At 69.6% G+C, this 16692-nt stretch carries 18 protein-coding genes; 8 read left to right on the plus strand and 10 right to left on the minus strand.

Going from position 1 to position 16692, the window contains the following annotated elements; translation table 11 throughout:
* Positions 1 to 17: 17 nt before the first annotated feature.
* Positions 18 to 2705 (minus strand): PAS domain-containing hybrid sensor histidine kinase/response regulator, encoded by a 2688-nt coding sequence (locus AC1RN5_RS17900; RefSeq protein WP_493042525.1) that lies wholly within the window; start codon positions 2703 to 2705, stop codon positions 18 to 20.
* A 113-nt stretch (positions 2706 to 2818) separates the two neighbouring features.
* Positions 2819 to 3760 carry a poly(ethylene terephthalate) hydrolase family protein gene (locus AC1RN5_RS17905; protein ID WP_493042527.1) on the minus strand — a complete coding sequence of 314 codons (942 nt, stop codon included), beginning with the start codon at positions 3758 to 3760 and terminating at the stop codon, positions 2819 to 2821.
* A 138-nt stretch (positions 3761 to 3898) separates the two neighbouring features.
* Here AC1RN5_RS17905 and AC1RN5_RS17910 point away from each other — a divergent pair, with 138 nt between their 5' ends.
* From AC1RN5_RS17910 to AC1RN5_RS17920, 3 genes are read left to right on the plus strand one after another with little or no spacing between them, the layout of a single operon-like run.
* Complete coding sequence (locus tag AC1RN5_RS17910) at positions 3899 to 4225, plus strand: PadR family transcriptional regulator (RefSeq protein WP_493042528.1); 327 nt, start codon at positions 3899 to 3901, stop codon at positions 4223 to 4225.
* Positions 4222 to 4788, plus strand: a complete 567-nt coding sequence (locus AC1RN5_RS17915) for a DUF1700 domain-containing protein (RefSeq protein ID WP_493042530.1) — start codon at positions 4222 to 4224, stop codon at positions 4786 to 4788. Before AC1RN5_RS17910 ends, AC1RN5_RS17915 begins: the two co-directional genes overlap by 4 nt.
* Positions 4789 to 4799: 11 nt before the next feature.
* Positions 4800 to 5564, plus strand: a complete 765-nt coding sequence (locus AC1RN5_RS17920; protein ID WP_493042532.1) for a GIN domain-containing protein — start codon at positions 4800 to 4802, stop codon at positions 5562 to 5564.
* A 174-nt stretch (positions 5565 to 5738) separates the two neighbouring features.
* Here the strand turns inward: AC1RN5_RS17920 and AC1RN5_RS17925 are convergent, their stop codons facing one another.
* From AC1RN5_RS17925 to AC1RN5_RS17945, 5 genes are all read right to left on the minus strand, one after another.
* A complete protein-coding gene (locus AC1RN5_RS17925) occupies positions 5739 to 6929 on the minus strand; it encodes an acyl-CoA dehydrogenase (protein ID WP_493042534.1) in 1191 nt (396 codons plus the stop codon).
* 42 nt (positions 6930 to 6971) lie between these two features.
* On the minus strand, positions 6972 to 7763 hold the full coding sequence (locus AC1RN5_RS17930) for an enoyl-CoA hydratase/isomerase family protein (RefSeq protein WP_493042536.1): 792 nt from the start codon (positions 7761 to 7763) through the stop codon (positions 6972 to 6974).
* 61 nt (positions 7764 to 7824) lie between these two features.
* Positions 7825 to 8508, minus strand: coding sequence for a Fe2+-dependent dioxygenase (locus tag AC1RN5_RS17935; RefSeq protein WP_493042538.1), 684 nt, complete (start codon positions 8506 to 8508; stop codon positions 7825 to 7827).
* Between the two features lie 73 nt (positions 8509 to 8581).
* A complete protein-coding gene (locus AC1RN5_RS17940) occupies positions 8582 to 11041 on the minus strand; it encodes a TonB-dependent receptor (RefSeq protein WP_493042540.1) in 2460 nt (819 codons plus the stop codon).
* A gap of 109 nt (positions 11042 to 11150) precedes the next feature.
* Positions 11151 to 12317, minus strand: coding sequence for a PepSY-associated TM helix domain-containing protein (locus AC1RN5_RS17945; protein WP_493042542.1), 1167 nt, complete (start codon positions 12315 to 12317; stop codon positions 11151 to 11153).
* Between the two features lie 213 nt (positions 12318 to 12530).
* Here AC1RN5_RS17945 and AC1RN5_RS17950 point away from each other — a divergent pair, with 213 nt between their 5' ends.
* The gene (locus tag AC1RN5_RS17950; RefSeq protein WP_493042544.1) at positions 12531 to 12731 is read left to right on the plus strand and encodes a hypothetical protein; all 201 of its coding nucleotides are present in this window, start codon (positions 12531 to 12533) and stop codon (positions 12729 to 12731) included.
* Positions 12732 to 12747: 16 nt separating this feature from the next.
* Here AC1RN5_RS17950 and cysQ read toward each other — a convergent pair whose 3' ends face one another.
* Together cysQ and AC1RN5_RS17960 are read right to left on the minus strand one after the other, a co-directional pair.
* Positions 12748 to 13518, minus strand: a complete 771-nt coding sequence (cysQ, locus tag AC1RN5_RS17955) for a 3'(2'),5'-bisphosphate nucleotidase CysQ (RefSeq protein WP_493042546.1) — start codon at positions 13516 to 13518, stop codon at positions 12748 to 12750.
* On the minus strand, positions 13515 to 13724 hold the full coding sequence (locus AC1RN5_RS17960; protein WP_493042548.1) for a DUF3553 domain-containing protein: 210 nt from the start codon (positions 13722 to 13724) through the stop codon (positions 13515 to 13517). The genes cysQ and AC1RN5_RS17960 overlap by 4 nt, the downstream gene beginning before the upstream one ends.
* Before the next feature lie 66 nt (positions 13725 to 13790).
* Here AC1RN5_RS17960 and chpT point away from each other — a divergent pair, with 66 nt between their 5' ends.
* From chpT to AC1RN5_RS17980, 4 genes are all read left to right on the plus strand, one after another.
* A complete protein-coding gene (chpT, locus tag AC1RN5_RS17965; protein WP_493042549.1) occupies positions 13791 to 14480 on the plus strand; it encodes a histidine phosphotransferase ChpT in 690 nt (229 codons plus the stop codon).
* Between the two features lie 105 nt (positions 14481 to 14585).
* Complete coding sequence (locus tag AC1RN5_RS17970; RefSeq protein ID WP_493042551.1) at positions 14586 to 14951, plus strand: response regulator; 366 nt, start codon at positions 14586 to 14588, stop codon at positions 14949 to 14951.
* On the plus strand, positions 14948 to 15775 hold the full coding sequence (locus AC1RN5_RS17975) for a CheR family methyltransferase (protein WP_421934026.1): 828 nt from the start codon (positions 14948 to 14950) through the stop codon (positions 15773 to 15775). Before AC1RN5_RS17970 ends, AC1RN5_RS17975 begins: the two co-directional genes overlap by 4 nt.
* Before the next feature lie 53 nt (positions 15776 to 15828).
* On the plus strand, positions 15829 to 16449 hold the full coding sequence (locus AC1RN5_RS17980) for a hypothetical protein (RefSeq protein WP_493042554.1): 621 nt from the start codon (positions 15829 to 15831) through the stop codon (positions 16447 to 16449).
* Between the two features lie 65 nt (positions 16450 to 16514).
* On the opposite strand, the gene AC1RN5_RS17985 is transcribed toward AC1RN5_RS17980, so the two are convergent.
* Positions 16515 to 16652 carry an entericidin A/B family lipoprotein gene (locus AC1RN5_RS17985; protein WP_493042556.1) on the minus strand — a complete coding sequence of 46 codons (138 nt, stop codon included), beginning with the start codon at positions 16650 to 16652 and terminating at the stop codon, positions 16515 to 16517.
* Between the last annotated feature and the right edge of the window lie 40 nt (positions 16653 to 16692).

Below are 16692 nucleotides of genomic sequence, written 5' to 3' on the forward strand. Positions count from 1 at the left end.
GGTGGAAGGGCGGGACTTTAGGCTACCGCCTCGTCGGCCGCCGGCGCGCTCAGCCGGGCGATCTCGCTGAGCAGGGCCGAAGGCGAGATGGGCTTGCCCACCACCCCGTCCATTCCGGCCTCCAGATAGGCCTGGCGCTGGTGGGACAGGACATTGGCGGTCAGCGCCACGATGGGGGTCTGGGCGACGGAGCCCCCCAGGGCGCGGATGCGGCGGCTGGCCTCCAGGCCGTCGATGCCCGGCATCTGGACGTCCATCAGGATCAGGTCGAAGACTCCGCGGGCGGCGGCCTCCACCCCCAGCAGGCCGTCGGCGGCGGTCTCGACGCTGGCGCCGAGGTTCTCCAGCAGCTTGGTGGCGATCATGCGGTTGGTGGAGTTGTCCTCCACCACCAGGATGCGCAGGCCCTCCAGGACCGCGCCACCGGCGTCGGCCATGGGGGCCACCGGCTCGGCGCTGGGGGCGGCCACCTCCAGCCAGAAGGTCGAACCCTCGCCCTCCACCGAGGTGAAGCCCACGGCCCCGCCCATCATCTGGGCGAGCTTCTGGGTGATGGCCAGGCCCAGGCCCGAGCCGCCGAACCGGCGGGTGGTGGAGGCGTCGCCCTGGTCGAAGCGCTGGAAGATGCGGTCCTGGGCCTGGGCCGGAATGCCGACCCCGGTGTCGATGATCTCGAAGCGCAGGACGCGACCTTCGGGCCGGTGATGCAGGGCGGCGCGGACGGTGACCGAGCCGGCCAGGGTGAACTTCACCGCATTGCCCACCAGGTTGAACAGGGCCTGGCGCAGGCGCACCGGATCGGTGCGCACCCAGCCGATGTCGGCCAGCCCCTCCAGGTTCAGGTCCAGGCCCTTGGCCTCGGCCTGGGGCCGCAGCAGGCGGGTGACCCCCTGGACCAGGGCGGCGGGATCGATGGACTCCTCGGACAGGACCAGGGCGCCGGCCTCGATCTTGGAGAAGTCGATGACGTCGTTGAGGAGTTCGGCCAGCATCTGGCCGCAGGACAGCGCTTCCTCCAGCATGGCGCGGCCCTCCTCCGACAGACTCTCGGTCTTCAGCAGGTGGAGCACCCCCATCACCCCGTTCATGGGGGTGCGGATCTCGTGGCTCATATTGGCCAGGAAGGCGGCCTTGGCCTCGGCCCCGGCCTCGGCGGCCTCCTGGGCCTCGATCAGGGCCAGCTCCTGGCGCTTGCGCTGGTCGAAGTCGTGAACCAGGCCGACGCCCTTGATCCAGCGGCCCTTGGCGTCGCGCTTGAGGTGGTGGAAGACCCGCATCCAGCGCGCCTCCCCCGAGGGGGTGACGATGCGGGCCTCGAAGGCCTCCCCCGACCTGCGGCGGTTGGCGTTGATATCCAGGAAGGCCTGGCGGACGCCGGCCATGTCGTCCGGATGGAACTTGGGAAAGTGGAGCTTCTGGGCGTCCCGATAGCTGCGGGACGAGCGGCCGATCAGCTTCTTGAATTCCGGGCTGGCCCAGAAGGTCTTGTTGACGTGGTCGATCTCGTAGACCCCGGCGTCGGCGGCCGCGAGGGCCACCTTCAGGCGGCGCGCATTGGTCTGGGCCTCGCGGCGGGCCCGCGACACCGCCGAGATGTCGTCCACATAGGCCAGCATGCCGCCGATCTCGCCCTGGGCGTTGAGCCAGGGCCGGGCCTCCCAGCGCACCCAGTGGCGGTTGCCCTGGCTGTCGGTGAAGCGGTCCTCCTTGCTGGAAACGACCTCCCCGGCCAGGGCGCGCTTCTGGGCGGCGATGAACTTCTTGGGGATGGTGGGGAAGACGTCCTCCAGCCTCAGGCCCACATGGTCGCGATGGCCCAGGCTGAAGGCGTGCCGCCACTGGTTGCTGATCATCAGATAGCGCAGGTCGCGGTCGAACATGGCCACGGCGAAGGGGGCGCTCTCGACGAGCTGGCGGATCTGACGCTCGGCGGCGAGCGCCATGTCGCGGGCCGCGGCCAGTTCCGTGATGTCCTGGGACATCCCCTTGAGGGCCGAATAGCCCCGTCGCCGGGGCACGCAGTGGAAGGTGGTGCGCCAGGTCGACCAGCGGCCGTCCTTGTTGCGCATCCGCTGTTCGAAGGTCTGGGGTTGGCCCTGGAAGACGCCGCGGTTGAAGGCTTCGCGCACCGCCTCGCGCTCGTCGGGGTGCAGGATCGCCTCGAAGTCGGCGATGGTGGCCACCTCGTCGGGCCCGTAGCCGGTGATGGCGCGGATGTCGTCGGACCAGTCGATGCGGCCGGTCAGCGGCTCGAAGGTCCAGGTGCCCACCCCGGCCGATTCCGACAGCAGCAGGCGGGTGCGCCGCGCGTCCTCGAGCTCGGCCTCCCGCTCGCGCTCGCGGGTGGCGTCGCGCAGCACCCCGATGATGTGGCCGTCATCGGTGAGCTGGCTGCGCCCCTCGAACCAGCGATAGGCGCCGTCCTTCATCCGCATCCGGGCGAGGTTCTGGCCCGTGCGGGTCTTGATCAGGCTCTCGGCGAACTTGGCGAAGTCCGCCAGGTCGTCGGGATGCAGGAAGTCGGCGGGATAGCGGCCGACAATGTCCTCGGAGGTCCAGCCGGTGGCGGCGGTCCAGGCGGGGTTCACCAGCTTGAAGCGGGTGTCCGGGCCGATGACGAGCAGGAGCTCCTGGCTGTTGGCGAACAGCCATTCGACCATCGGTCCGTGTTCCGTCGGCGTGTTGGTCGCACGCTCTGCCGGCATGGAAACTCCCCCGTCTTCGGGGTCCTTGCTTAAGCGCCAAGCGTAAACGCAACGTTCGAAGAACGCGGGTTGATCGCGAAAGTTGAAGCGCCCTCAACCGCCGGAGGTGGCGGCTAGTCCATGTTCTTCTTCTCGATCTTCCACTCCGGGGCGACGCAGAGGCCGCACTTGGGGCCGGCGAACATCTTGCCGGCCGCCTTGTCGCCCTTCAGCCGCCAGGCCAGCCAGGCCTCCCCCACCTCGCCGAACCAGCCGCCATTGACGTGCCGATAGGTGCCGCCGTGGCCGACGTTGAGATTGCCCATGAAGACCGGGACGGTGGTGATCCTGGCGAAGTCGTCCTTGGCGTTGGGATAGGCCACGTCCACCGGGCCGCCGATGAAGTAGGCGACCGGGGCGTGGTAGGCCTTCAGGCTGTCCTTGGTGGCGTTGGAGAGCTTGGGCAGGCCGGTCTGGTCGACGATGACCCCGGAGTTCCAGACCACGGTGGTCTTCACCCGCGGATCGGAGGAGGCCTCGATGGCCTGCAGGCCGCCGCAGGACTGGCCCATCACCGCCACCGCCCCTGTGTCGATGCGGCCCTTGTAGGGACCGGCCTTGGCGTTCTGGGCCTGGGCCCAGTCGATGGCGTCGATCAGCTGGTGGGCGGTGGTCTTCGGCGCGGCGATGGGCGCGCCCTGGCCGGGGGCCGCGTTCAGGACCAGGGGCGGGGCGTCCTTCGGTCCGATGGCCACCACCAGGAAGCCGTGGCTGGCGATCTTGGTGAGGAAGGGGATGAACCGCTCGCTGGAGTTGGCGCAGGCGCCGTTGCCCCAGGCGACGATGGGCAGCTTGCCCTTCACGGCGGCCAGGTCGATGGGCCGGTAGATGGTGTGGGTGGGCAGGCTGGCGTCGGTCTCGACGGTCACCGCATAGGGGCCCAGGGCCGGGGCGTGCTGCGGCGGGGCGTCGTCGGGCACGCGCAGGATATCCGGACGGGTCGTCGCGGCGGGAGTCTGGGCCTGGGCCAGGGCCGCCGAGAGGGCGAGCGCCAGGGCGAGCGGGATGATCTTCAAGGCCGTTTCCTCCGGCGATATTTGTTTGTGAGGCAAACGATATCCCGCCTTACGGAAAGTTCACTATCGTGCGACGCCCACTACCTTGTATGAAGCAGTACCTGGCGATATGTGATCGCGGGTGTGGAGGCAGATCCCGTGGCGGAAGCCGTTGAAGTTCAGCTGAAGAAGGGGGTGCTCGAGCTGTGCGTGCTCGCGCTCCTCTCGCGGGGCGACAACTACGCCTACGAGATCGCCAGCCGTTTGGCCGAGGGGATCGATATGGGGGAAGGCACCATCTATCCGCTGATGCGGCGGATGCAGGCCGATGGGCTGGTGGACACCTACCTGGTGGAGTCCTCGTCGGGCCCGCCGCGCAAATATTACCGCCTGACCGAAGCGGGCAAGACCAGCTTCACCGGTCAGAAGCTGGCCTGGGGATCCTTTTCCCGGGCCGTGAACGCCATCCTGGGAGAGGCCCAATGACCCGTCAGGCCTTCCTCGACCGGCTGCGCCTGGGGCTCTCGGGCCTGCCGGCCGCCGCCGTCGCCGAGATCGTCGCCGACTACGAGACCCACTTCGCCGAGGGTGAGGCCGCCGGCCGCACCGAGGCCGAGGTGGCCCAGGCCCTGGGCGATCCCGGCCGCCTGGCCCGCGAGCTGCGGGCCGAGGCGGGCCTGAAGCGCTGGGAGTCCGAGCGCAATCCGTCGGCGGCGGCCTCGGCCATCTTCGCGGTGCTGGGTCTGGGGGCCATCGACCTGCTGATCCTGCTGCCCATCGTGCTCTCCATCGCCGGCACCCTGCTGGGCCTGTTCGTCGCGGTGATCGCGGTGTTCGGCTCCGGCGGCTTCGTCTTCGCCGCCGGCCCGTTCCTGGACCCCCCTGGCGGGGTGGCCGCGGCCCTGCTGGCCGGGATCGGCCTGATGGCGGCCGCCGTCTCCATCGGGGCGGTGCTCTGCCTGGTGACCGTCGGCTTCGTCAATGTGCTCGTCTGGTACGGGCGCCTCCACTACCGGCTGCTGAAGCCGGCCATCGAACCTCAAGCCTGAAGGCCCCGCCCATGATCCGCCTTCTCGTCATCATCGCCGTGGTCGGGTTCCTCACCGCGGTCGTCACCCTCGGCGGCGCCGCCGCCCTCGGGGGCCGGGACATCGCCGCCCAGGGTTGGGACCACTGGTCCGACCACGACTGGAACATCGGCTGGGACGAACACGGCCGCCGCCATTCCGACTGGCGCAATTCCCACCGGGACGACCCGGAGTGGGCCTCGACCACCCGCGAGATCGCCTGGGACGGCGCCTCGGCCCTGATCCTGGACGTCCCCGGCGAGGTCACCTTCACCCAAGGGTCGGAGGGCCCCGGCAAGCTGACGGTCACCGGGCCCAAGCGCGCCATCGACACCCTGGCCCTCTCGGGCGGCCGGCTGAGCGACGGGGTGAACAACACCGGCGAGCGGCTGCGGATCGTCATGACGGCGCCCAAGGTCACCCGCTTCGAGCTGAAGGGCGTCGATCGCCTGACCCTGGAGGGCTACGACCAGGACAGCCTGGAGATCAGCACCTGGGGAATGGCCAAGGTCACCGGCCACGGCAGGACCCGGGCCCTGAAGCTCCACATGACCGGGGCCGGGGAGGCCGATCTGGCCGGTCTCGACGCCGAAAGCGCCGAGGTGGACATCTCCGGCGCGGCGGAGGCCGCCATCGCGCCCCGCGCCAGCGCCAAGCTCGACATCTCGGGCTCGGGCGAGGTGGAGCTGAAGACCCGGCCCCTCAAGCTGGAAAAGAACGTCTCCGGCTCCGGCGAGGTCAAGGAGTTGGAGTCCTAGAGCTGTTCCCGTTTCGGATGAATCGAAACGGGGCTCTGGATTCTTGACTTGGTCGCTCTTCCTGATCGCCTGACTTGATCCAAGTCAGGCGGGAAACGTTCCAGCCTTTCCTCCCAAGGGAACGCGAACTCGGCCCAGGCGCGGATCTCCGCCCTGGGCCTCCTTCTGTCTGGGCTAGAAGGCGTTCTCGCCGGTGATCGCCCGGCCCAGGATCAGGGCGTGGACGTCGTGGGCGCCTTCATAGGTGTTGACGGTCTCCAGGTTCGCGGCGTGCCGCATCACGTGGTACTCGCCGGAAATCCCGTTGCCGCCGTGGATGTCGCGCGCCTCGCGGGCGATGGCGAGCGCCTTGCCGCAGTTGTTGCGCTTCATCAGGCTGATGGCCTCGGGCACCCAGGCGCCCTGGTCCAGCAGGCGGCCCAGGGCGAGCGCGCCCTCGAAACCGAGGGCGATCTCGGTCTGCATGTCGGCCAGCTTCTTCTGCACCAGCTGGCGCGCGGCCAGGGGCTTGCCGAACACCTGACGGGTCTTGGTGTAGTCGCGGCTGGCGTGCAGGCAGAACTCGGCCGCCCCCATGGCCCCCCAGGCGATGCCGTAACGGGCCTTGTTGAGGCAGGAGAACGGCCCCCGCAGGCCCGAGACCCCCGGCAGCATCTGGTTTTCCGGCACGAACACGTCGGCCAGCGCGATCTCGCCCGTGATGGAGGCGCGCAGGGACAGCTTGTTGAGGATCTTGGGCGTCTCGAAGCCCTCCGAGCCGCGGTCCACCAGGAAGCCGCGGATCACCCCGTCAAGCTTGGCCCAGACCAGGGCGACGTCGCAGATCGGCGAGTTGCTGATCCACATCTTCGATCCCGACAGGACGTAGCCGCCGGGCGCCTTGCGGGCCACGGTGCGCATGGAGGCGGGGTCGGAGCCGCCGTCGGCCTCGGTGAGGCCGAAACAGCCGATGATCTCGCCCTTGGCCATGCCGGGCAGGTACTTGCGCTTCTGTTCCTCGGAGCCGAAGGCGTAGATCGGGTACATGACCAGCGACGACTGCACGCTCATGGCCGACCGATAGCCGCTATCGATGGCCTCGATCTCGCGGGCGATCAGGCCATAGGCCACGTGGTTCACGCCGGCGCCGCCGTACTCCTCGGGCAGCGTCGGGCCGAGGAAGCCCAGGGCCCCCATCTCGGTCATGATCTCGCGGTCGAACCGCTCCTCGGCATAGGCCGAGACCACCCGGGGCAACAGCTTCTCGCGGGCGTAGGACCGCGCCGCGTCCCAGACCATGGTCTCCTCCTCGGAGAGGCGGGACTTCATGTCCAACGGATCTTCCCAGTCGAAGGTCTTCGAGGGGGCGGCGGTGTCCAGGGCCATGACGGTTTCCTTGCGTGCTGTGCGCCGCCTTATGACGCTAAGTCAGGTCCCTGTGTAGACGCCTTGGCGCTTCTCCAGGAAGGCGGCGCGGGACTCCTTGACGTCGTTGACCGCGCGGCGGGCGAAGGACAGGCCGACGGACTCGTATTTCACCGCGGTGTCGAGGTCGGTCTCGAAGTTGGTCTGCAGCACCCGCTTGGCGGTGCGCACCGCCAGGGGCGGCCAGCGGACGATCTCCTCGGCGTAGGCCAGGGCGGCGTCCAACAGCTCGGCGTGGGGGACCAGGCGGTTGAGCAGACCGAGCGATTTCGCCTCCTCGGCCAGGACCATGCGGCTGGTGAGGATCAGGTCGGCCGCGGCCGCATAGCCGACGATGCGCGGCAGGAAGAAGCTCATCCCGGAGTCCGGCGACAGGCTGCGCTCGACGAAGGTGGTCTTGAAGCGGGCGTGCTCGGAGCCGATGCGGATGTCGCAGGCCAGGGCCGCGCTCATGCCGGCCCCGGCGCAGACCCCGTTGATCGCCCCGATCACCGGCTTGTCGAAATCGTGGAACAGCTTGGCCCAGCGCCCCACCCAGGCGAACTCGTCCAGCCGGTCGTTCTGGGCGGTGGAGGGGGGCGGGACCTGGCCGGTGAGATCGGCGCCCGAGCAGAAGCCCCGCCCGGCGCCGGTGAGGATCACCACCCGGACATCGTCGTCCTCCCGGGCGGCGGCGAAGGCGGCGTGGGTGTCCTCGCGCAGCTCGCCATTGATGGCGTTCAGCTTCTCGGGCCGGTTGAGGGTGACGATCCCCACATGGCCGCGGGTCTCATAGGTGATGGCCTGGTAGGTCATGAACGCCGCTCCCTGCTTTTTTCCGACCCTCATGTCCGCAGGCCGGGGAGGCAAGGGCGATCTACAGCTCCGACCACATCCGCAGCAGGTTGTGATAGGCGCCGGTGAGGGAGACCACGGCCGGGTCACCCAGGCCGCTCCGCTCCGCCACCCGCTGGATGGCCAGGTCCATGTCGAACAGCAGGGCCCGTTGGGCGTCCTGGCGCACCAGGCTCTGGATCCAGAAGAAGCTGCCCACCCGCGCGCCGCGGGTGACGGGCTCAACCCGGTGCAGGCTGGAGGCGGGATAGAGGATCAGGTCGCCGGCCGGCAGCTTCACCTCGTGGGCGCCGAAGGTGTCCTCGATCACCAGTTCGCCGCCGTCATAGGCCTCGGGATCGGTCAGGAAGAGGGTGGCCGAGAGGTCGGTGCGGATGCGCACCCCGGTGTCGCGATGGAAGCGCAGGGCGTTGTCGATGTGGTCGCCGAAGGCCTGGCCGCCGCCATAGCGGTTGAACAGCGGCGGATAGACCGTGTGGGGCAGGGCCGCAGACATGAAGAGCGGGTTGCGGGTCAGGGCCTCGCGGATCAGCACCCCGGCCTCGCGGGCGGCGGCGGAGCCCTCGGCCAGCTGGAGATTGTCCTTGGCCAGGGCCGACTGGGCGCCGGAGGTGGCGTTGCCGTCGGCCCAGTCGCCGGCGTCGATGAGGGCGCGGACCTGGGCCAGCTCGGCGGGGTTCAGCAGACCGGGGATTTGCAGGAGCATCGGACGATCCTAGACGAAGGCGCGCCCCGCCCGCGAGGGGCGGGGCGCGAGGCCTACCGGTTCAGGGGGAGGATCAGAACCGGTAGCTGAGGCTGGCGGTGGCGCTGCGGCGATCGCCCGGGGTGGCCCAGCCGTTGTTGCGGCCGCGGGTGTAGTAGACCTCGTCCAGCAGGTTGTTGAGGTTGAGCCGCAGCTCCAGGCCGGGCCTGGGGGTCCAGGCGATGGTGGCGCGATGCACCCAATAGGCCTCCGAGGTCACCAGGGGGATGGTGGTCCGGGCCGGCGGGGTGGATCCGGTGATCTGGCCGTGCTGGGTCAGGAAGTACTCGCCCTGATAGGTCACGCCGTAGCCGACCTGGATATCGCGGGGCAGGTCGTAGGTGGTGAACAGGCTGAAGGCGTGGTCGGGCACGTTGGTGAGCGGGTCGCCCTTGGTGAAGTCCAGGCCGGCGGCGGCGGAGAACCGCGACACACCCTGCAGCACCTCGGAGTCCAGGTAGGTGTAGTTGGCGAAGATCGACCAGGCGTCGGTGATCCTGCCCGAGGCGCCGAGGGCCACGCCGGTCACCCGGGCCGCGCCGTCCAGCTGCTGGTCGGGCACGGTGGGGTCGCCAGAGGCCACCTTGTAGTTGGTGCGGTCGTTGCGGAAGAGGGCGGCGGTGAGGGAGAGGCGGCCGTCGATGTCGAGCTTGCCCCCCACCTCGAGGTTCTCGGCCTCCTCCGGATCAACGGTGCAGGTGGCCAGCGAGCAGGCGCCCGAGCCGTTCACCGTCGCCTGGGACGGGGTCTGGGAATTGCCGTAGGCGATATAGAGGCTGGAGTTCGGCGTCGGCTTGAAGACCACGCCGAGCCGGTAGGTCAGCAGGTTTTCGTCGCTGCGGAAGATGGGGCCACTGCCGGAGAAGACGCCGCCCGGCGCGCCGGCCGAGGCCGGTCCCGGGGCCGTGCCCCCCGACGGATTGGGCAGGTAGCCGGCCGAGGTGTAGTAGCCCGAGACGTTCTCGCCTTCGTTGTGCTCGTAGCGCAGGCCGAAGTTCACCGACCAGCGGTCGGTTATGGTGACGTTGTCGAACAGGTAGACCGCCTGGTTGCGGCGCTCACCGTCCTGCGCCCCGGCGGGGAAGGCGAGCGGCGTGCCCGACGGCGCGGCGCCCCCGCCCTGGATCACGTTGTAGGGTCCGGCATAGACCGTGTTGGGGTCGGCGATGCTCATCGGCGGCAGGACCACCGCCGTGCCGTTCGCGTTGCGCAGAACGTTGCCGTTCTTGAGCTTGAAGGTCTCCGACAGCAGGGCCACGCCCGCCACGAGGTCGTGGCGAAGCCCCGCAAGTTCGCCGGTCCAGCTGAGGTCGGTCTGGTTGTAGAGCAGGGTGTTTTCGCTGTCGCGATAGGTCCCCCGGGGGCCGCTGGGCTGATAGAAGCCGGGCGCCGGATCGGTGGCCAGGCAGGCGGTGTAGCCGGTGAGGTTGGTGGCGGTGGTCGACTGGCTCCAGGCGACCGGCTTCTGGCCATTGGCCAGGCAGTAGACCCCCTGGGGCGGATCGACGATGGTGAGCTGGGTGACCTTCTGGGCCCGGGTCAGGTTGCGCAGGGTCAGGCCGTCGCCGAAGTCGTGGTCGATGATCCCGGTGAGGATGTCGACCGTCTGCTCCTGGGTGTCGATGTTGGAATAGCCGTAGTAGTTCGACGGATCGACACCGGGGACCGGGCGGCCGTTGTAGAAAGGCACGCCGTACTGCGGCGTGTTCTTGTCTTCCTGGTGGAAATACAGGGCGGTGAACTGGGTCGGGCCGTCCAGGCCGATGACGATCGAGGGCGCGATCCCCCAGCGCTCGAAGCTCTCCACGTCGCGGCCCGGCGCGTCATTGCCGTGCGCCATCAGGTTCAAGCGCACCGCGACGCTGTCTGAGATCTTGTGGTTGGCGTCCAGGGTGGCCCGGTAATAGGTGTCGGTCCCCACCGCGCCGGTGACGGTGGTGGTGTCGCGCGCGTTCGGGCGCTTGCTGACGATATTGATGGTCCCGCCCACCGAACCCGCGCCGGAATAGACCGAGTTGGCGCCGTTGGTGACCTCGATCTGCTCGAGGTTGAAGGGGTCCGACCGGCTGTACTGGGCGCTGTCTCGGACCCCGTCGATGGTCAGGTCGTTGTTGGCCGAATAGCCCCGCAGGTTGATGCTGTCGCCGAACCCGCCGCCGCCCTCGCCGGCCCCGAAGGTGATGCCCGGCACCGTCGAGAGGATGTCGCGCAGGGACAGCAGGTTCTGGGCCTCGATCACCCCGCGCGGCACCACGGTGACGGTCTGCGGATGGTTCAGCGGCTCGGCGGTCAGCTTGACGTTGTCGAGGGCCTTGCGGCGGCCCTGCACATCCAGGGTGGAGACAGTGGCGCCGCCGTCGTCGGCGGTGGTCATGGCGCCGTCGTCGGCGGCCTGGGCCACGCCTCCCAGGGACAGCCCCGCCGCCCCGGCCACCGCCGCGCAGGTCAGGGCGCGCTTGGCGCGTGCGGAAACCCCGTTTCGAACTCTTTGCATGACTACCCGTCCGTACGCGACGCCCCCCGGGCGCCATCTGCGATTGCGAGGCATTCCTAGAATGCGCCTCGCAGCTTAGCAATGAGAATTATTCGCAACTAAGGCCGGCCTAGGCCTCGGCCATCCGCCGATGCATCGCCCGCCGGCGGGCGCGGCGGCGCAGCCACATCACCAGGCCGGTGATCGACAGCACCACCGGGGCGATCCCGCCCAGGACGATGATGGTCTGCCAGACGATCCCCATGTCGGCGCCGTCGTGGATGCGGCGCATCCAGCGCGACAGGGGGTCGGGGCCACCGCCGCCCGGCCCGCCGCGGTCGGCCCTGGTCTGGCCGGTGGCGTCGTCCACGGCCAGGGTGGCGGGCTCCTTCACGCCGGGCTTGCGCACCTGGACCTTCCAGGCCGGCGCCTTGCCCTGGGTGGGGACGCTCACCCCGGCCAGGGTCGCGCCGGGCGCCGCGGCCAGGGCCTTGGCGGTCGCCGCCTCGAAGGTGAGGCGGGGCTGGGCGATCGGGGGAGCGAAACGGCCCCCGCCGCCGGCGCGCTGACCGCCGCCCTGGGCGCCCTGCGCCTGCGGCGGGGGGGCGACGCCGAACAGGGCGCGGCTGGTCTGGGGGAAGGAGATATAGACCCCGGTCAGGGACAGGACCGCCAGGGGCAGGCAGATCCAGAAGCCCACCATGTGGTGCAGGTTGAACAGGGTCGAGGGCCCGCGCCGCCAGCGCAGGGCCTTGAGGAGCGCGCCGTTGCGCGGCCACCAGAGCCAGAGGCCGCTGACGCAGGAGACGAACATCGCCCAGCCGATCCAGCCCACCACCTTGCGGCCGATCTCGGGGATGAACAGGGTGCCGTGCAGCCGGTGCATGGTCATGGAAAAGCCCCTGGCCACCTCGGCCTTGGCCAGGACCTTGGCGGTCGGCGGGTCGATCCAGAGGTTCAGGCTGCGGGGCCGGCCGCCGGGGCCGGGCGGGCCCTCCATGCGGCCGACGGCCACCACGGGATCGCCGGCCTTTTCCGGGAAGCGGATCTGGGTGAGGCGGGCTTCGCGGCCGAAGGCGGCCTGAGCGCTCTGCGCATAGGCGGCCGGCGGCAGGGCGACCTGGGGTCCGCTGACGGCGTAGCGCTCGCCGTGGGTCGCCCGGTCTAGGGCGTCGTGCCAGACCAGGATCGCGCCCGACAGGCTCAGGGGGATGATCGCCACCAGCAGGCCGACGCCGATCCACAGGTGGACGTCCAGCCAGAGCCGGCGCAGGCGGCCGGACAGAGATGCGGTCATGGGATCCCCTTCGAAAGCCTGTCGGCCGAGGGTCCAGCTACTGCGAACGGCTTTCAATCGCAAGTATAATGCGAGCCATTATCATCTAATGCCGCCTGCGACAGTCCGCCGGCTCGCCCCCTGCGCGAATCATGGGAGTCTGTGCACAGAGCGTCGCAACCATCGCGGCGGTCGGTTGTTCCCGTGTCAGGCGCTTAGACTAAGGGATCGCCCATGTCGCTTACCCGGACCGAGTCCAACCCGTTCGAACTGCTCCGGCCCTTCGTCTGGTTGGCGGCCTTCGCCTTCTTCGTGGGCTTCGCGACCTACATGGTGGCCGGCGCCGGTGGCGCGGCCAAGGCCTATGGCCGCACCCACGCGGCCTCGCCCATCGAGTCCTCGCTGATCGACTGGAACAGCCGCAAGGCCATCTAGCCGGCGACGCGGCGCCCTAGCGGCCCCGCGCCACGAACCAGCCGTTGCGGAACTTCTCGTCAGCCTTGCCGTAGACGAAGGCCTCGCCCTCGGGGGTCAGGACGCTGCCGCCGGCGGCCTCCAGCACCGCGTGGCCCGCGGCGATGTCCCACTCCATGGTCGGTCCGTGCCGCGGATAGACGTCGGCCGAGCCCTCGGCGATGCGGCAGAACTTGATGGAGGAATCCATCGCCTGGGGATGGTCGAAGCCGTACTTGTCGGCCAGGGCCTGGATGGTCTCTTCCTTCATGGTGTGGCTCACCAGGGCCACGGCCTTGCCCTGCGGCCAGGCCCGCGCCTGGATCGGCGCGCCGGCCTCGCCCACGACCCGCTTCATCGCCTGGCCGCCCTGGGTGTACCAGGTCTCGCCGCTGGCCGGGGCGCAGACGGCGCCGGCCACCGGGCGCCGGCCCTCGATGAGGGCGATATTGACCGTGAAGTTGGGATCGCCGCGCACGAAGGCCTTGGTGCCGTCCACCGGGTCCACCAGGAAGAAGCGGTGGCCGATGGCCTCCGGCGTGCCGAACTCGCTGGCGTCCTCCTCGGAGATCACGTGGACCCCCGGGAAATGGGTCTCCAGCCGCTCCAGGATCAGCAGCTCGCCGCGGCGGTCGGCCTCGGTCACCGGGCTGTCGTCGGCCTTGGAATGGACGGTCAGGCCCGACTTCCAAAGCGGCAGGACCAGGCGGCCGGCCTCCTCGACGATGTCGGCCAGCAGGGGCCCGATCTCGTTGTCGAAGTCGCTCATCGCGCCGCGCCCCGGCGGCCGCGGGGATCCTCGGCCACGAAGGCCAGGGTCACCACCGAGGTGTCGATCACCTGTTTGCCGGCCTCTTGGAAGTTCACCGTCACCTTACGCCCCGCGACTGACTGCACCTGACCCGGGCCCCAGTCGTCCTGGCCCGGGTGGCGCACGATGACGCCAGGCTCGAGAAAGGGATCGGAACCGCTCATAGGCGAGGTACCTAGACGCCCGATGCGGTTTGCCAAAGCGCCAAATCAGGCCAAGTTCAGGGCCTTATGACCGAGCCCGAACAGACTCCCGAGCCGCAGGCCCCCGCCGAGCCGCCCGCCAAGGCCGTGCCGCGCACCGCCGAGGTGGCCGCCTATCTGGCCGCGCGCATGTGTCACGACTTCATCAGCCCGGCCAGCGCCATCGTCTCGGGCCTCGACCTGCTGGAGGATCCCAGCGCCCAGGACATGCGCGAGGACGCCATGAGCCTGATCTCGGCCAGCGCCCGCAAGCTGGCCGACCTGCTGTCCTTCACCCGCGTGGCCTTCGGCGCCTCGGCCACAGCCGAGACCTTCGACGCCCGGGAGCTGGCCAAGCTGGCCCAGGGGATCTTCGCCCACATGCGCGCCGAGCTGGACTGGCAGGTGGAGCCGGCCTCCCTCAACAAGCCGGCGGCCCGCGCCATCCTGAACCTGGCCCAGATGGCCGGCGCCGCCCTGCCCACCGGCGGCGTGGCCAAGATCCGCGCGGTGGAGGAAGGCGCCTTCGTCGTCATCGCCGTCGAGGCGGTCGGTCCCCGCGCCCGGCTGCGGGCCGAGGTTCTGGACGGCCTGCGGGGCGAGGCCATGGGCGAGGGGCTGCACGGCCACTGGGTCCAGGCCTATTACGTGCACCTGTTCATGACCGACGCCGGCGGGCGGATCTTCGCCGACGTGGGCGAGGAAAAGGTCACCTTCGCCGCCAGCATCCCGGCCTGATCCGGACTGCGGCCAAGTCGCGCGCGAATGTGAATTTCCGCCCGGTTAACACGCCTCCTTAACCAACCGCGCGCGAGAAGATTCGCCTACGGTTGGAGTGCCCCGTTGAAGACCTGCCTCGTCGTTGACGACAGCCGGGTGATCCGCAAGGTCGCCCGCAGAATCCTGGAGGACATCGGCTTCGAGATCGCCGAGGCGTCCGACGGGATGGAGGCGCTCGCCTGGTGCCGCGCGGCCATGCCCGACGCGATCCTGCTGGACTGGAACATGCCGGTGATGACGGGGATCGAGTTCCTGCGCCACCTGCGGGTGGAGCCGGGCGGGGACAAGCCCACCGTGGTGTTCTGCACCGTCGAGAACGACGTCGAACGTATCCGCGAGGCGCTGGACTGCGGCGCCGACGAGTACATCATGAAGCCCTTCGACGGAGACATCATCGCCTCGAAGTTCGCCGAGGTCGGACTGGCATGAGGCCCGAGGACAAGGATCTCGTCGTCCAGCTCTGCGGCGCGCGAGCCGGCCTGCACGTCGACCCCGCCAAGGACTACCTGCTGGAGAGCCGGCTGGGTCCCGTGGCCCGCCGCGAGAACTTCGGCTCCATCGACGAGATGATCGCGACCCTGCGCGCCAAGCGCGAGGATCGCCTGGCCTGGGCCATCGTGGAGTCCATGGCCTCCAGCGAGACCGCCTTCTTCCGCGACCGCACCCCCTTCAACCTGTTCCGCGACGAGATCCTGCCCACCCTGGCGCGGCTGCGCGACGGCGAGCCGATCCGCATCTGGAGCGCGGCCTGCGGCTCGGGCCAGGAGGTCTATTCCCTGGCCATGACCATCGACGACCAGCGGGCCCTGATCCCGGGCGCCAGGCTGGAGCTGTTCGCGTCGGACCTGTCGGAGCGCGCCCTGGAGAAGGCCCAGAGCGGCCTCTACACCCAGTTCGAGATCCAGCGCGGCCTGCCGATCCGCCAGCTGGTGCGCCACTTCGAGAAGGCCGAGGAGATGTGGGCGCTCAGCCCGCGCATCCGCCAGATGGTCCGCTGGCGGCGCATCAACCTGGTGGCCGACCTCTCGGCGGCCGGGCGCTTCGACGTCATCTTCTGTCGCTATGTGCTGAACGCCCTGGTGGAGCCCATGCGCGCCCGCCTGCTGGAGAACCTGGCCCGGGCGCTCAGCCCCGACGGCTTCCTGTTCCTGGGCCTGGGCGAGACCGCCACGGGCCTGTCGGAGGCCTTCCAGCCGGTGAGCGGCCGGCCGGGTCTCTACGCCCGGAACCCTTCCTTTCGCGCCGCCGCCTGACAGGCGGAGCCACAACGGTCTAGGATCGCCCTGACCAATCCTGGGGGGATCCGATGCGCCGACTGTCCGCAACCGCCGCCGTGCTCGCCGCCGGCCTGGCGCTGACTTCATGCAACAAGCCGAGTCAGGAGGCCTCCGCGCCGGTCTCCCCCGGACAGCCGACGGCCCCCGTGCCGCCGCCGGGACCGCCTGCCACGCCGGCGCCGGCCGCGCACCTCACCGGCTTCTTCCACCAGCCCGGCCAGGACCTGTTCGGCTACTACTTCGCCAAGGCGCCGGTGCAGTTCGGGAACTTCAAGCTACGGGAGCTGCACCTGGGGACCGCCGAGGAGTTCGCCAGCTATGAGAAGGGCCAGAGGGTCTCGCCCAACTACGCCCCGATGATGCTGGAGTTCGACGACGTCACCAGCCCCGAGCGGGAGAACGAACTCGGCCAGCCCTATCACGAGGTCAGCCGCCGGGTTCTGCCAAAGGCCTATCGTGTCACCGCCGACCAGCTCAGCTTCTACGGGGAGGACGCGATGTTGGGCGAAGTCAGCTTCGAGGGCCAGCTCGACGCCAAGGCCCTGGCGCGCGTCCGGGCGGGCGGGGCGGAGGAGCCGGTGCTGACCGGGACCCTGGCGGCCATGGGCCAGAGGCTGAACCGGGTCTTCGTCTGGTTCGGCGGCGACTGACGCCCACGAAAAACCCCGCCGCACGAGCTGCGGCGGGGCTTCCGAACCCGGTAAGGGGTCGAAGCTTAGTGCTTGGCGTCTTCGGCGGTGGAGGTCACGGCCGAACCGGCGGCCGAGACGTCGCGGCCGGCGCCCGACAGGGTGTTGCAGGCGGAAATGGCGAAGGTGGCGGCCACGACGGCCAGCAGAGCGATCTTACGCATTGGGTTTAGTCTCCCCGGGGGATTGTTGAACTTGCGGGAG

Source organism: Phenylobacterium sp. GW821-FHT12F10 (genome assembly GCF_058806695.1).